A 14,131-nucleotide genomic window follows, 5' to 3' on the forward strand; every position below is an offset into this window, starting at 1 on the left:
GAAAAAGCATCAGTAATAATGTGTGGGACCCTGCTTTAACCCGGTGTTATTGAGTCAATAGCGTATGGTTGAGGGAAGCTATGTCACAACATTTTAAAGAAACACCGCAAAATGCTATAACCGAAAGTGGAATTGCCCGCGTAATACCTTGTAAGGAACTGGATGTAGGCGATCCCATTAAATGGTTGTCGTTAGGCTTGCAGGATTTTCTGCGAACTCCACTTATTTCCATTTTCTATGGTCTGATTTTTGCCGCAATACCCTGGTTTATTTCTTATTTGGTCGCATTAACTGGCTGGCACCTGGTTATTCTGCCTTCTATTGTTTGCTTTATGCTGATTGGTCCGTTTCTGGCGGCAGGCTTATACGATGTAAGTTGGGAATTGGAGAAGGGGCACAAGCCTTCACTCCGTCATTCAGTAAGAGCGATTCGGCGTAATGCTGTAAACGAGTGGGGCTTTGGCATTTTATTAATGGTGTTAATGATCTTCTGGCTGCGTGTTGCATCATTAATACATGCGCTGTACCCACAGCACCAGATTGAAAGCCTGGAAAGTTTGTTGCCGTTTCTCGGGTTAGGTACAGTGGTTGGTGCAGTCTTTTGTGTGGGGATGTTTTTTGTAACGGCATTTACCCAGCCTATACTGATGGAGCGCAAGGTGGATTTAGCGACTGCTGTTATGACCAGTGTAAATGCTGTGTGGGTAAACAAAGTGCCTATGTTTACCTGGGCAGGGATCATCTTCTCCATGGTGGCAATTGGTTTTGTTACCGGGTTCATTGGCTTTATCGTGCTAATGCCGATTCTGGGATTTGCGTCATGGCATGGTTATATCGATGCCATTGAAACTAAACGCGAGCGTGCTTACGTTTAATTATTGATGTCACTTTCAAAGGGCCCTGATTGGGCCCTTTTTTGTAATTGAACTCTCACAAAGCGGGTACGTTGCTTTAAGCCAATTCATTATATTCACGCCAAATTTGCTCAGTTTTCTTTATTGTTTATGTAATAAAATTACATATTGCTGTGTTTTTCTCTCCGCATTTTCCACTTTAGTTGTAAATTATTGGTGTTTTACTGCTATTTTCCGTTATTAAATTACCAAAATTTCACGTTTTTTAAGAATTTTGTAATCTTAATATATTGTTTGATATCTCTTTTTGTTATATGAAATTATAATTACCTTTTATAAAACAATGATTTATTTGGTTAACTCTCTTTTCACAATTAAATTTACCGTAATTTCACTAAGCGTAAACAATAAAAAAACAGTAATTTTATTTCAGTTAGGGCATAAATAAAGTGCACCAGGACGAAACGTCAGGGGCCACACAAAGCAACTTACCTAACGACTGTTGATTGTGTGTTGTAAAAACACTTGAGAGGAATCGACTATGAAAAATGTATTTAAATCGGCTTTATTAGCAACTGTATTAGCTACCAGCGCAAACGCTGCAATGGCAGACGTAACAGCAGAAGGTGTTCGTTTTACTGGTGACACTGAGTTTGCTGGTTTCTGTAAAGCAGTAGTAAAAGACGACGTTCGTTTACTTCGTTCAGCAGTAGCGCGCAATGTTGGTCTGATTGGTTCAAGCCAGCGTGAAGTTTTGCGAGTGATCAGTGCAGAAGGTGGTGTAACTTGTAATGGCGTAAGTCTGGTTGAGTTCTCTGAGACTCGCTCAGCATCAAGCGTATATCAATTCCTGACTGCCAGAAGTTAAGCGTGGCGTTAACAGTAAACGGGAGCAGCAGTTGTACATGCATTGCTCCCGTTTAAACTGCTTCTTGTTATCGGCTGGTTAGCTTGCCGCAATCCATTGTCCTACCCATTGCTTCATTCTGTGAATCATCCTACTGGTACGGTAACGTACTTTCAGCAATAGCACATAAGCCAACGGCACCAAAAATAAACTGGTGAGTGTAGAGAAGACTAATCCCCCAATAATAGCTATGGCCATTGGCGCATAGGTTGGGCCATCACCGCCAATTCGGGTAGAGCCCAGGGCAAGCGGAATAAGGCCTAATACGGTAGTTGCTACCGTCATTAATATGGGTCTGATCCTTGAGCTACAGCCGTCAACAACTGCGTTTAACAGGCTTTCTCCTTCATTGAGCAACTGGTTTATGCGATCGACCAACACAATGCCGTTGTTTACCACTATGCCCATGAGGATAAGCATGCCTATCATTCCCATCACCGACATCGATGTGCCAGTAAACATATACGCCCAGAATACGCCGGTGATACTGAATAACAACGAACTGATTACCGCTGTGGGCAGTAAAATGGATTCAAACAACGCCGCCATAACAATGTAAATCATGCACACCGCAAGCAACATGTTCATTTGCATTACCGCAAAGGCTTCGTCCTGACGGCGGAAGCCCCCATCCAGCGTCCAGTCATAGCCAGAGGGCAGCGAAATATATTGCATGGCAGTTTCAATGCGCTCACGTGCCTGTTCCATGGTTGTCTCTTCTTCAAGATTGGCACCAATCGACAACGCAGTTTGACGGTAATAACGGTTAATCTGAGACAATTGAGGCGCAACGGAAATATTTGCAACCATATCCAGTGTAATGTTTCTGCCGTCTGTATAAGCAATGTTCAGGTTGCGTAACGCAGACAGTGATTCCTGCACGGATTTTCCGTAGAGTAGTTTCACATTAATTTCGCCAGCCTCACCGTAACGGAAGGTACGCAGGTTGTTACCCCGCAATGCCGTGGCCACCAGATTCGCTACCTCCTGCGCATTTAAGCCCAGTTTAAATGCCTTCTGACGATCAATGTTGATTTGCAATTCCTGGCGTTCACTGCCCACATCCGCTTTTACGTCTATCAGACCATCGACGCTACCCAACACCGTAACCACGCGATCAGCAATGGTACGAAGCTGCTCGGAAGATTCACCCAACAAGGTTAATCTCACACCACCGCCGTTGCCGTCATTCCAACGAAACGAAGGGCGGGCTCGCACAAATTGAGGCATCTCCTCACTGATTCTGCGTTTAATTTCCGACACTGGAACAGGTAAGTCATCCTGTAGTGTCAGGTTCGACACAGCAAAACCCGGTTGATAATAGGTGTAGACCTGTTTAATGAAGAATTTTTCCTGGTTGGCATAGAGAAATTCCTCCATTTTATCAACGGTTTTCTCTACTTCTTCCAGCGTAAAGTTTTGCGTAATGTGGTAATTCAGCCAGATTCGCCCCTGGTCGTCGTTACCTTCGTCATCACTGGATACGGCGCCGATGGGGATCATAGTACTTGCCAGGATCAGCAAAGCAATCAGCGCTGATTTGCGTTGATTTTGCATGGTCCAGTTCAGCATGGAGCGGTACTTGTTGATGTAGGAAGGGGTACCTTGCTGATGTGCTTTGGGCGATTTCATTTTTGATGCCAGCAATGGGATCAGTGTTTGCGCAATCAACAACGAAGCAAATAGTGAAATACAGATCGCAATAGCAACATGTTCCAGGAACACAGTTATATCGATTTTTACGCCTACAATGTTAGGTAAAAATACAATTGCTGTGGTTGTGGTACCGGCAATTACAGCCAGACTCACTTTACCCACACCCACCTTAGTGGCTGTTTCTGGATTGCTATAGTGTTCTCGTTGTTGAAATATACTCTCGGTGATCACAACCGCGTTATCTACCAGCATACCTACCGCCAGCATGAGTCCCATGAGTGACAATATATTCAACGAATAGTCAAACAGGTACATTACGCCCAGCGTTATGCAAATAGAGAAGGGCACCGAGAGCACTACCAGCAGCGTGGTGGTCAGTTGTCGCAGAAATAAGTAAAGCACCACAATAGACAACAACGCGCCAACCAGTCCGGCTTCTACCAAATCACTCAAAGACGAAGTAACGGAATCGGCTACATCATCCATAACGAACAGGTTTATGCCATTAAACGCCGGATCTTCTTTCGCTTTTTCGATAACCTTCATTACCTGACGGGATACTTCTACCAGGTTGGAGCTGGATTCTCGAAAAATATTGAAGCCTACAGCGTAGGAGCGATCCAAATGCCGTCCTTCATTGCGTTCTGGTAACTCAAAACTAATGGTGGCAATGTCTTTAAGCATAATGCCCGGCGCAACGTACAGCTGTTCCACATCGCGCATATCGGTAAATTCACCCTGAGGGTTAACCATGTATTTTTGGTCGTTGGCAAAAAAATGGCCGGCACTCATTGAAAAGTTGGCCGCCCGTAAGCGCTGCCCTAACTGATCAGTATCGATGTGTAGTGACGTAATACGCTCGGGGATCAGGCGCACACTGATTTGCTTTTTCTCAACGCCGTACAACTCTACACGAGACACCCCTGGAACACGTTCAATTACGCGTTTCAGGTTGCGATCCAGCAAATCATAGGCGTTTGACAGGTCGCGATCACTGGAAACCCGCAACTGAAAAATAGGCATGTCGTTGGTATTAAATTTATATACCAGCACACGCTCTACATCGTCGGGTAACTCATCGCGAATAGCATCGATTTTTTCCCGGGCTTCAATACTCTTTGCTTTAATGTTGGCGTCCCAGGCAAACTCGACAAAAATCTCAGCGCGATTTTCAAACGAGGATGCCTGCAGGCGTTTAATACCCGACATGGTGGCAATGGCTTCCTCCACCGGGCGCGTAATCATGCGTTCAATCTCAGCAGGCGTTGCGTCGTTGTAGGGGATTTGTACCATCATCTGCGGAATATCAATGCCCGGAAATTTTTCCAGTGGCAATAACCGGGATGAAGCGATACCAAAAATCAGCAACGAGATAAAAATCATGCAGATAGTGACGGGTTTGCGCAAGGCAAACGCCGCCAGCCCAGCACCCGCTTCGGCAAATTTATCCATACACTGTCTCCTTGCTTTCTGCAGCGGTCGCACTGGTTACATCAAAGCGCTTGCGGTCAAACAGGGAATACACAACCGGTAGTAAAATCAGCGTAAGCAGGGTAGAGAACAGCAAACCAAATATTACCGTTACTGCCATTGGCGTACGCACTTCCGCACCCTCACCAAAACCAATTGCCATGGGCAGTAATCCCAGAATAGTGGTGAGTGTGGTCATCACAATTGGGCGCAAGCGGTGATTGGCTGCGTCGATAATGGCGCTGTGTTTGTCCTGGCCTTGTTCGCGTAGCTGATTAATTCGGTCGATTAATACAATGGCGTTGTTTACCACAATACCGCACAACATAATCAGGCCGATAAACACCACCACGCTCACATGTGTATTGGTAAGTAGCAAACCATAAATAGCACCCGCTACTGCCATGGGGATAGAGAACAGGATCAGCAGGGGATGACCCAGCGATTCAAACTGCGATGCCATTACGATGTACACCATAAATACCGCCAAGCACAGCGCCAGTATTAATGAGTCAAAACTCTGCTGCATGTCTTCGCTTTGGCCGGCAATACTGGCTTTAAGCGACAATGGCAGCGTTAAGCTGTGAATGATTTTTTGTGCCGCATCCACACCTTGTGTAAGATCGCCATAACGCAGGTTGGCTTCAATTAACGCTACGCGCTGTTGGCCAACACGGGTAATTTCACTGGGACCGTTGCTAATAAACACATCCGCTACGGCATGAAGTGGAATAGGCTGCTCGGCACCCGGATTAATCATGATTTGACCAATGTCTTCAATCTGATCGCGCTGGGCTTCATTGGTACGTACCAAAATATCTATTTTGCGATCCTGCATGCTGTATTGAGTCGCTACTTCACCGCCTACCTGAGCCGCTACCAGTTTTGACACGGTAGACGCATCCATATTCAGACGGGCTAACGCTGCATGGTTAAAATTGATTTTTAGCTCCGGATTACCAATGCGCAAACTGCTGGTAACGTCGGCAAATCGATCGTTATTAGTCAGTTCTGCACTTAACAGGTCGCTGTAGCGCTGCAGTGAGGCTAAATCGTATCCTTGCAACTCGATTTGTATTGGTGCCGCAAAGGTAAACAATTCAGGGTAACCAAATTTACTTTGCACTCCTGCCTGTTGTTGCAGAAATTCACGCATGGCGTTTTTAACCTGAGCTTCGTCTGTATCGGTGGTACCACTATTTAATACCACGTTCAGCTTACCCCAGTGGTCACCCCCTTGAGACGGCGCGGCGCTGATAAGGCTGCCGGTGCCGGCCAAGGAGTAGGTACGGGCAACGCCCGGCAACGCTTCTGTGTACGCAGCTACTTTTTTCAACAGTGCGTCAGTTTGCTCAACCCGTGATCCCGCTGGTAAATTTACTTCCACAAAGAACTCGCCCTGGGACATACGGGGAATTAATTCCATGCCCAGTTTAGGGATCAACAGAAAAGCCAGCGCGGTAACCGCAATGGAACAGCTCAATACCAATACCCGGGCGTGAAGTGCGCCGCGTAATATATTGTTATAGGCGGCTTGAATGCCGTTGAAGGCCAGGTTGAAAAGTTGCGCGAATGGATACAGAGCTAACCCGCATACTTTGCTGAGTACGCGCCAGATGCTTATGATCACGGTAGTAATAAGCATGGGAAGGTAAACAAAAACCAGCTTCAGCAGCATGCGAACCGGCCAGGTAAGGTAGTAAAACACCTTTGCAATGCCGGTTGGCTTCTGAGGAGCTACGTGTTCAAGCTCCGGATTTGCTTCAAAGGGGGTATCGGCTTGTTTGGCTTTTGCGGCCAGAGCAGGAATTACAGTGAGAGCGACCAGTAAAGAGGCTACCAATGCAAACGATACGGTCATTGCCTGGTCACTGAATAACTGGCCCGCAATACCTTCTACAAAAATAAGTGGTACAAACACCGCAAGGGTAGTTAAGGTAGATGCCAGGATTGCATTCGACACCTCTTTGGTACCCGCAGCCGCAGCTTGCGCAGTGCTGATAAGGCCTTTGCCGGCTTGTTTGTGTTTGTCGATGTTTTCCAGTACCACAATGCTATTGTCTACCAGTAAACCCACTGCCAGTGCGATACCACCCAGGCTCATAATGTTCAGGCTGATATCATTGCCGTACATCATGTTGAAGGTAGCAATGACCGACAGGGGAATGGACACCGAAATTATAAATGTTGGCCAGAAATCACGTAAAAATAAATACAGTACCAACATGGCCAGAATGCCGCCGATCACCGCCGACGACTTTACATCGTCGATGGCTTGTTTAATGAATTCACTCTGGTCATATACTTTGTCCAGCTTGTACTGGCTGGGTAATTGCTCGGCGATGTGCTCCAGTTCAATGCTAACCAAACGGGCAACATCTACTGAATTAGCATCACCTTCTTTATAAATGGCTACTTCAGCTCCTTCCAACCCGTTGAAGCGGCTAATGGCATCGCGTTCTTTAAAGGTGTTTGAAATAGTCGCTACGTCTTTTAGTTGGATCGATGTACCGTTGCGGTTGGCAATGTACATCTGACCAATTTCATCCAGTTCCGTAAACTGATTCAACGTGCGAACTAAAAACGCCTGATTGCCATTATCGATACGGCCACCGGCGGCATTAATGTTCTCTTCCTTTAAACGTTTAATGATGTCATTTACGCTGATATTCAGCTGGCTCATGCGGCGCTGATCAGCCAGTACCTGGATTTCATTTTCCAGTGCACCACCAATTTTTACCGAGGCTACTCCTTCAATGGATTCCAGTTTGCGCTTTATTTGCTCTTCGGCATACACGCGCAACTGCTTCATGGCATCGGTCTGGTCGCTGCCATCCTGAACAGACAGACTAAGTCCATAGCGCAAAATAGGATCTAAACTTGGATTGAATCGCAACAAACGCGGCTTTTCCACGTCGAGAGGAAGTTGAAGCACATCCAGTTTTTCGCGTACCTCCAGGCTGGCAAAATCCATTTCAGTGCCCCATGCAAATTCCAGCACCACATCAGATTGCCCCGGACGTGAAACGGATTTCACTGTGCGAACACCTTTCACCGTGCCAATCGTTTCTTCAATGGGTTTGGATACCAGTTGCTCTACTTCTGCTGGCGCGGCACCCGTGTAATCGGTGCGAATGGTAAGGGTAGGGTAAGCCAGTTCGGGTAACAAATTTACTGATAACCGGCCCAGTGAAACCATACCGAACAACAGGATCGCCAGGGTGAACATGGCGATCGCTACCGGCCGTTTTACGGCAATATCTACAATACTCATAGTGTGTTCTCCGCCTGCCGTTGTTTAGCTTTTTACAATAACAACAGGAGAAGCGTCTTTCAGGTTGTGATGACCCACGGTCACTACCGTTTCAGAGCCAGTAAGACCTTGGGTGATTTCTACATAACTGGCATCTTCAAAGCCGGTTGATACATCTATTTTCTTCGCCACGCCGTTATCAACAATAAACACGCTTGTGCTGTTATCGATGGCAAGCAGGGCTTTGCGTGGTACCAGGGTGGCATTCTGGTGAGTAGAGTAGTTAATGGCAACTTCAGAAAACATACCGGCTTTTAAAAGGCCATCCTGATTGGGTACGGTCAAGGTTACTTTAAACGTACCCGTGGTCGCGTCTACCACCGGGCTGATCCGTTCAACATAACCTAGTACTTCAGCGTTGCCCAGCGCAGCGATACGAAGTGTTGCTGGTTGTTTAGCCGCAATGGCCGACATTTCACTCTCTGGCAGATGAACAATGCCTTGCAGGGCTTTTTGCTGCACAATGTGGAACATTCTTTCGCGTTGGAAAGACTCGGTAAGGTTACCTACTTTTGCATTTCGTTCGGCAATGTAACCGCTTATGGGCGCAGTAATGGTGGTTTCTTTTAAATCCAGCTCTGCCAGCGCCAGCACCGCTTTAGCCGCTTCATATTGGGCGGTTAATTTGTCGTAGGTATCGTCACTTACCAATTTACGGGAGTAAACTTTATCTACTTTGTTTAATTCTTTTTCGACACCCGTTAAGTCAGCACGGGCCTTACTCAAATTCAGTTCGTAGCGCTTTTGATCCAGTTGCGCAAGCACCTGGCCTTTTTCTACGTAATCACCTTCTTCTACAAAAATGTGTTCAATGATGCCGGATGCCCGGGCTACTACAAACGCTTCTTCTTTTGCCTCAAGAATAGCGGTGGTGTTGTAGCTCGAAGAGATGTCGCCGGTGCGAATTGCTTCAGCTTCAACCGGGATGCTAACAATTACTTCTTCTTTTTTCTCTGTTGCGTTAGTGGCTTCAGCATCATCCATACAACCGGTGAGGCCGGCACAAGTCAGCAGGGTGCCAGCAAGCAATAGAGTTGAAAGGGTAGTGCGTTTTGAAGTTTCCATGGTCAGGTACCTGCATTAATTTTATGTATACACGCTAATGAGCATGTGGTGTGCCAGCTTGTTAATAAAATTATAAATGCAATTAAAACAATAAATTAGCGACTTAATGTGTCCATGTGTAACCAGATGTATCAGCTGGTTGTGGTTTGAAGCGGTATTTTTTGGTGTGATGGGCTTTTTGTTGGTCAGATGCGCTAATATTTGCCATCTGACCACTGTTTTATCAGAGAATTTGGTAGCTGGTTGTAATGTCTACATTGCCTTTTAGCATTAACATGACAGAGCAGTATTTTTCGGCAGATAGTGCTACCGCACGCTCTACGTCTTTATCTGTCAGGTTGTCGCCTTTCACTTTGTAATGTGCGTGAATGGCGGTAAACACCCGTGGTGGCTGTTCTGCGCGCTCGGCCGATAAATCACATTCACAGTCGTGAATGGTAAGACGGCGCTTTTTCAGTATATCAACTACGTCGATACTGGAGCAGGCGCCTACTGCCAGCAAAACGGATTCCATGGGTGAAATGGCTTCGCCGTTGCCGTCCATGGTTTGTTGATAACCGGATTCAGTTTTACCGTTAAAGGTAAGAGCCTGTTGCCAGCTTACTGTCGCTTTCATAGTCACCTCAAAGTAACGTTATTTTTTGTTTGTCCAGACGGATTTTATGTTGTTTATACAATGCACCCAGGGCGCGCTTGTAGGCTGCTTTACTTACGTTAAAACGGGCATAAATTTCATCGGGTGGACTCTTGTCCGTCAGGGTAGACATACCGCCGTGCGCTTCCAGGTCGTCAAGTATGTCCTGTTGCAGTTTATCACGGCCAGTAGCGTTTACCTGTTGCAGGCTAACGTCAATTTTACCATCCTCGCGGATCTGCTTAATATATCCGGTGGTTTCTTCGCCAATACGCAGTGGCTTGAATGCCTCACTGGCAAAAATTAATCCCAGGTGGGATTGATTGATTACCACTTTAAAGCCCAGTTCGGTTTTTGCGTAAACAATCAGTTCTACTTCCTGATCCGGCTTAAAATATGTGCCTTTCTCGCTTAAAAACGGATGCAGTTTGGTAGCACCAACAAGGCGCTCACTGTTAGGATCAACGTAAATGTATACCGGATACACCATGCCCTCGCTGATCGGTACAGCCTGATTCTGGCGAGGCACCAACAAGTCTTTTTCAATACCCCAGTCAAAGAAGGCGCCGAAGTCGGTTACACCCACGGCCTTTAACACTTTTACCTCGCCCGCCTGGGCTTTGGGGGTTTTTTGACTGGCAGTAAGCTGGCCGTTTTCATCGGTATATACCAGCACCTGTATTTCGCTGCCTTCTGCCAGCGGTTCTGTTACGGGCCCAGGTAATACCACTACGCGATCATCTTCAGAATGAGCGAGCTGGTATCCAAACGGGAATTCACCTTGTACGGTTAAGGTATTGATTTGGCCTAATGTGATCATAAACACTGACTTTTAATACGAAATAGGTAACATGATACCCGATCAATTACCAAGAGCTAACAGCTTATGATGTTAAATTGCGATTTAGGCGAAAGTTTTGGTGCCTGGAGCATGCCGGTGGACGAGCAAATTATGGTGCATATCGATATGGCCAACATTGCTTGTGGATTTCACGCCGGTGATCCTTTGGTGATGCAACGGGCGTTGCAGCTTGCCAAACAGCATCAGGTTTCTGTTGGCGCGCATCCTTCATATCCTGATTTACAGGGCTTTGGCCGGCGCAGCCTGGCGATGTCTGAGGATGAACTCGTCGCCTGTTTGCATTACCAAATCGCGGCGATTTCAGGCATGGCCGCGGTTCAGGGAATGGAAATCGAGTATGTTAAGCCCCACGGTGCCCTCTACAATGACATGATGCGCGATCCACGCATTCGTGACACCGTTATGAAAGCCGTAGCGGAGTGTTCGGTACCTGGCATCCCTCTTATGTTGCAAGCTCATCCCGATCACAAGCTAATCAGTCAGCAGGCAGGGCAGTACAACCTGGTATTGTTGTTTGAAGCGTTTGCCGACAGACGCTATACCCCGAATGGCTATTTGTTGTCCCGTCGATTGCCCGGCGCAGTGTTAAGTGAATCAGAGGCATTTGAACAGGCTATCCGCATTATGGATCGCGGTGAAATTGTGGCTTCAGATGGCTCTGTACTGGCTATGCCAGTTGATACGCTGTGTGTACATGGCGATTCGCCTGGCGCGCTGGCAATGGCTGAAGCCTTGCGAGTTGCGCTAACCAAACGAAAATTAACCCATGTAAGGCCAGGAATTAACGACTGATGAAGCCGTTTGGTAAGTTACGGGATATTCAAATCGCGGCGGAGGATGGGGTGATTCTTTATGCTGCTGGTGAGTCACTGCCAGAAAAGAATGTCGTTATTCAATCTCTGGTTGAGTCGATAAGTGCGAAGAAATACGAGTGGTTAGTAGAGCTAATTCCTTCTTACGACAGCGTGATGTTAGTGTTTGACATGTGGCAAGCCGACCATCACAGCGTTTATTGTGCGTTATCGCAGTTACAGCTTGACGCCAGTACCGACAAACCAAAAGGCCTGCATCACAGTTTGCCCGTTTGGTACGGTGCGCCACAGGCAAATGATCTTGACCAAATCGCTTTGCATACCGGATTATCGAAAGAAGCCATTATCAATCTGCACAGCAATATTACGTATCGGGCTTACGCTGTCGGTTTCGCCCCCGGTTTTGCCTATTTGGGGGAGCTGGACCCAGCGTTAACTGTGCCCAGAATGGCAAAACCCAGAACAAAAGTCCCTGCCGGGGCAGTTGCCATTGCAGACCGGCAAACTGCGGTATACCCAAGTGAATCGCCAGGCGGCTGGCATCTTTTGGGTTTGTGTCCTATTCCTTTGTATTCCCCAAAGGATGGTGCGCGAGTGTTAATTAGTGCAGGGGATACAGTATCGTTTACGGCTATCGACCAAACCACTTTTTTACAACTTGCGGCGCAGCATGGTCTGCTTTGGGACAAAGGCTGAGGCATGGCAATTCAAATACAACATATTGGGCTATCAGCCATTATTGTAGATGCAGGGCGTCGCGGTGTGTTACATCAGGGATTTTGTCAGTCAGGCCCGATGGATGCACGGGCATTTGAATTAGCAAACCGTTTATGCGGACAAACAAATGCCCCCACCGTCGAAATAATGGGGGAATGTACATTGTTTGTTGAACAGGACTGCTACCTGAGCGTAACCGGTCCTGCGGCAACGTTACTGATAGATAACCAGCAAACAGATTGCTGGCAACGCTTTGCAGTAAACGCTAATTCAATTGTGCATATTCGACCGGAGCGTTTAGGCACTCGGCATTATGTGGCCGTGCCATCAGGATTTGCCGTTGATGCGATCGTGGGCAGTGCCTCAACCGTAAAGCGGGAAAATATGGGTGGATTACACAAAGATGGTTCATCAATCAGGGTTGGTGATACGTTGAACGTAAAAGCTATTTCAGCGGGTTTATCTCTTAATTCACCGGCCAGTTTACCCGCGCACCTGATACCCAAATACGACTCAACTGCATTAATTGGGATTGTGCCAGGTTACCAGCATCAGGCATTCAGTACATTAACCTGGCAACGTTTATTGAGCAGTGAATATGACGTGACGCCACAGATGGACAGAATGGGTGTGCGACTGAAAGGGCCTGAGGTAAAAAGTAGTATGTCTACTTTGTATTCAGAGGCCATTGCGGCAGGCAGTGTCCAGGTACCACCAGATGGCCAGCCAATAGTGATGATGGCCGACAGGCAAACGTTGGGCGGATATCCAAAAATGGGCGCACTGGCTCGTTGCGATCTTTACCGTTTCGCCCAGTGCCTGCCAGGTGATAAGATACAGTTTTATCAACTCGACGCCGCCAATGCCCGTGCAACGTGGTTGCTTCAGCAATCATCCATTGCCAGGTGGTTTGGTAACTAGCGTTTCTTCATACGAGAATTTCATGACAACAGCTTACCTAAACGGGGAGTTCCTGCCTTTACAGGAAGCGCGTATTTCGCCACTTGACCGGGGCTTTTTATTTGGTGATGGCATTTATGAAGTGGTGCCCAGCTACGACGGCAAGATGGTGGGGTTTGCTCAGCATTTCAAACGAATGCAACAGGGTTTGGCACTGGTAGAAATTAACTCTGCCTTATCAGAACAGGATACAAAAGCGATCTGTCAGCGGCTGATCACGTCTAATCGAGAGGTGCTAGGCAACAATATAGGAGTGTATCTGCATGTGAGTCGTGGTGCCGATACCCGCCGTTTTCACGCCTACCCACAAGGCATTGAGCCTACTGTATTTGCCTTTGCATTTACGCTAACCGCCCCGGCGAAAGCCGATCGCACTATTCATCCCGGTGCTAAAGTTGCCATTACGGAAGATTTACGCTGGCAGCGCTGCCACATTAAATCCACGGCGTTATTAGGGAACGTGATGCATTTTCAGCAGGGATATCGCGATGGCAATGCTGAAACGATCTTGTTTAATCATGAAAAGCAGATTACCGAAGCCAGTAGCAGTAACGTGTTTATTGTAAAAAACGGTGAAGTGTTAACGCCGCCACTGGATAATCAGTTACTTCCCGGTATTACCCGGCTACTGGTGCTGGAATGTTTGAAAAGAGGCGGTATTCCCTGTCGTGAAACCACGATCACGGTAGATCAACTCTACGCCGCCGATGAAGTCTGGCTTACCAGTTCCGGTAAGGAAATATTGCCAGTAGTGCAGGTGGGCAGTCAAACGATTGGCGATGGTAAGGCTGGGCCTGTTTGGGAACAAGCGTTTGCACTATACAGTAAATTGAAATTTGAACTGTAGTTCGCGCGGTTTAAGTCTTTGGGAATAAAAAAGG

Annotated in this window: 11 protein-coding genes; 6 read left to right on the top strand and 5 right to left on the bottom strand. The window is 47.0% G+C overall.

Annotated elements, in window-relative coordinates:
* Nucleotides 1–80 precede the first annotated feature (80 nt).
* Complete coding sequence (locus FJ444_RS06545) at nt 81–875, top strand: DUF2189 domain-containing protein (RefSeq protein ID WP_140957130.1); 795 nt, start codon at nt 81–83, stop codon at nt 873–875.
* A gap of 520 nt (nt 876–1,395) precedes the next feature.
* A complete protein-coding gene (locus FJ444_RS06550) occupies nt 1,396–1,722 on the top strand; it encodes a DUF3718 domain-containing protein (protein ID WP_140957131.1) in 327 nt (108 codons plus the stop codon).
* Nucleotides 1,723–1,800: 78 nt separating this feature from the next.
* On the opposite strand, the gene FJ444_RS06555 is transcribed toward FJ444_RS06550, so the two are convergent.
* The 5 genes from FJ444_RS06555 to FJ444_RS06575 all read right to left on the bottom strand — a co-directional run bounded on the left by FJ444_RS06555 (nt 1,801) and on the right by FJ444_RS06575 (nt 10,719).
* The gene (locus tag FJ444_RS06555) at nt 1,801–4,869 is read right to left on the bottom strand and encodes an efflux RND transporter permease subunit (protein WP_140957132.1); all 3,069 of its coding nucleotides are present in this window, start codon (nt 4,867–4,869) and stop codon (nt 1,801–1,803) included.
* Nucleotides 4,862–8,161: an efflux RND transporter permease subunit gene (locus FJ444_RS06560; RefSeq protein ID WP_140957133.1), complete on the bottom strand. Its 3,300-nt coding sequence runs from the start codon at nt 8,159–8,161 to the stop codon at nt 4,862–4,864. Before FJ444_RS06560 ends, FJ444_RS06555 begins: the two co-directional genes overlap by 8 nt.
* 24 nt (nt 8,162–8,185) lie before the next feature.
* On the bottom strand, nt 8,186–9,265 hold the full coding sequence (locus FJ444_RS06565) for an efflux RND transporter periplasmic adaptor subunit (RefSeq protein WP_140957134.1): 1,080 nt from the start codon (nt 9,263–9,265) through the stop codon (nt 8,186–8,188).
* 223 nt (nt 9,266–9,488) lie between these two features.
* Nucleotides 9,489–9,881, bottom strand: coding sequence for an OsmC family protein (locus FJ444_RS06570; RefSeq protein WP_140957135.1), 393 nt, complete (start codon nt 9,879–9,881; stop codon nt 9,489–9,491).
* Between the two features lie 7 nt (nt 9,882–9,888).
* Nucleotides 9,889–10,719: a S1 RNA-binding domain-containing protein gene (locus FJ444_RS06575; protein ID WP_140957136.1), complete on the bottom strand. Its 831-nt coding sequence runs from the start codon at nt 10,717–10,719 to the stop codon at nt 9,889–9,891.
* A 66-nt stretch (nt 10,720–10,785) separates the two neighbouring features.
* Here FJ444_RS06575 and FJ444_RS06580 point away from each other — a divergent pair, with 66 nt between their 5' ends.
* Genes FJ444_RS06580 through FJ444_RS06595 form a run of 4 tightly spaced genes read left to right on the top strand, consistent with a single transcriptional unit; the run spans nt 10,786 to nt 14,097 of the window.
* Nucleotides 10,786–11,553: a 5-oxoprolinase subunit PxpA gene (locus FJ444_RS06580; protein ID WP_140957137.1), complete on the top strand. Its 768-nt coding sequence runs from the start codon at nt 10,786–10,788 to the stop codon at nt 11,551–11,553.
* Nucleotides 11,553–12,269, top strand: a complete 717-nt coding sequence (gene pxpB, locus FJ444_RS06585) for a 5-oxoprolinase subunit PxpB (protein ID WP_140957138.1) — start codon at nt 11,553–11,555, stop codon at nt 12,267–12,269. The genes FJ444_RS06580 and pxpB overlap by 1 nt, the downstream gene beginning before the upstream one ends.
* A 3-nt stretch (nt 12,270–12,272) precedes the next feature.
* Nucleotides 12,273–13,211 (top strand): biotin-dependent carboxyltransferase family protein, encoded by a 939-nt coding sequence (locus FJ444_RS06590; RefSeq protein ID WP_140957139.1) that lies wholly within the window; start codon nt 12,273–12,275, stop codon nt 13,209–13,211.
* A gap of 22 nt (nt 13,212–13,233) precedes the next feature.
* Nucleotides 13,234–14,097, top strand: a complete 864-nt coding sequence (locus FJ444_RS06595) for an aminotransferase class IV (protein ID WP_140957140.1) — start codon at nt 13,234–13,236, stop codon at nt 14,095–14,097.
* Nucleotides 14,098–14,131 lie beyond the last annotated feature (34 nt).

The sequence above is a fragment of the Aestuariibacter sp. GS-14 genome (genome assembly GCF_006494365.1).
In the GTDB taxonomy this organism is placed as follows: domain Bacteria; phylum Pseudomonadota; class Gammaproteobacteria; order Enterobacterales; family Alteromonadaceae; genus Alteromonas; species Alteromonas mangrovi.

What these genes read in the sequence shown, in the direction of transcription:
- FJ444_RS06560 (WP_140957133.1), bottom strand. Translation starts at nt 8,161, where the DNA reads ATGAGTATTGTAGATATTGCCGTAAAACGGCCGGTAGCGATCGCCATG.
- FJ444_RS06575 (WP_140957136.1), bottom strand. Translation starts at nt 10,719, where the DNA reads ATGATCACATTAGGCCAAATCAATACCTTAACCGTACAAGGTGAATTC.
- FJ444_RS06595 (WP_140957140.1), top strand. Translation starts at nt 13,234, where the DNA reads ATGACAACAGCTTACCTAAACGGGGAGTTCCTGCCTTTACAGGAAGCG.
- FJ444_RS06580 (WP_140957137.1), top strand. Translation starts at nt 10,786, where the DNA reads ATGATGTTAAATTGCGATTTAGGCGAAAGTTTTGGTGCCTGGAGCATG.
- FJ444_RS06545 (WP_140957130.1), top strand. Translation starts at nt 81, where the DNA reads ATGTCACAACATTTTAAAGAAACACCGCAAAATGCTATAACCGAAAGT.
- pxpB (WP_140957138.1), top strand. Translation starts at nt 11,553, where the DNA reads ATGAAGCCGTTTGGTAAGTTACGGGATATTCAAATCGCGGCGGAGGAT.
- FJ444_RS06590 (WP_140957139.1), top strand. Translation starts at nt 12,273, where the DNA reads ATGGCAATTCAAATACAACATATTGGGCTATCAGCCATTATTGTAGAT.
- FJ444_RS06550 (WP_140957131.1), top strand. Translation starts at nt 1,396, where the DNA reads ATGAAAAATGTATTTAAATCGGCTTTATTAGCAACTGTATTAGCTACC.
- FJ444_RS06570 (WP_140957135.1), bottom strand. Translation starts at nt 9,881, where the DNA reads ATGAAAGCGACAGTAAGCTGGCAACAGGCTCTTACCTTTAACGGTAAA.
- FJ444_RS06565 (WP_140957134.1), bottom strand. Translation starts at nt 9,265, where the DNA reads ATGGAAACTTCAAAACGCACTACCCTTTCAACTCTATTGCTTGCTGGC.
- FJ444_RS06555 (WP_140957132.1), bottom strand. Translation starts at nt 4,869, where the DNA reads ATGGATAAATTTGCCGAAGCGGGTGCTGGGCTGGCGGCGTTTGCCTTG.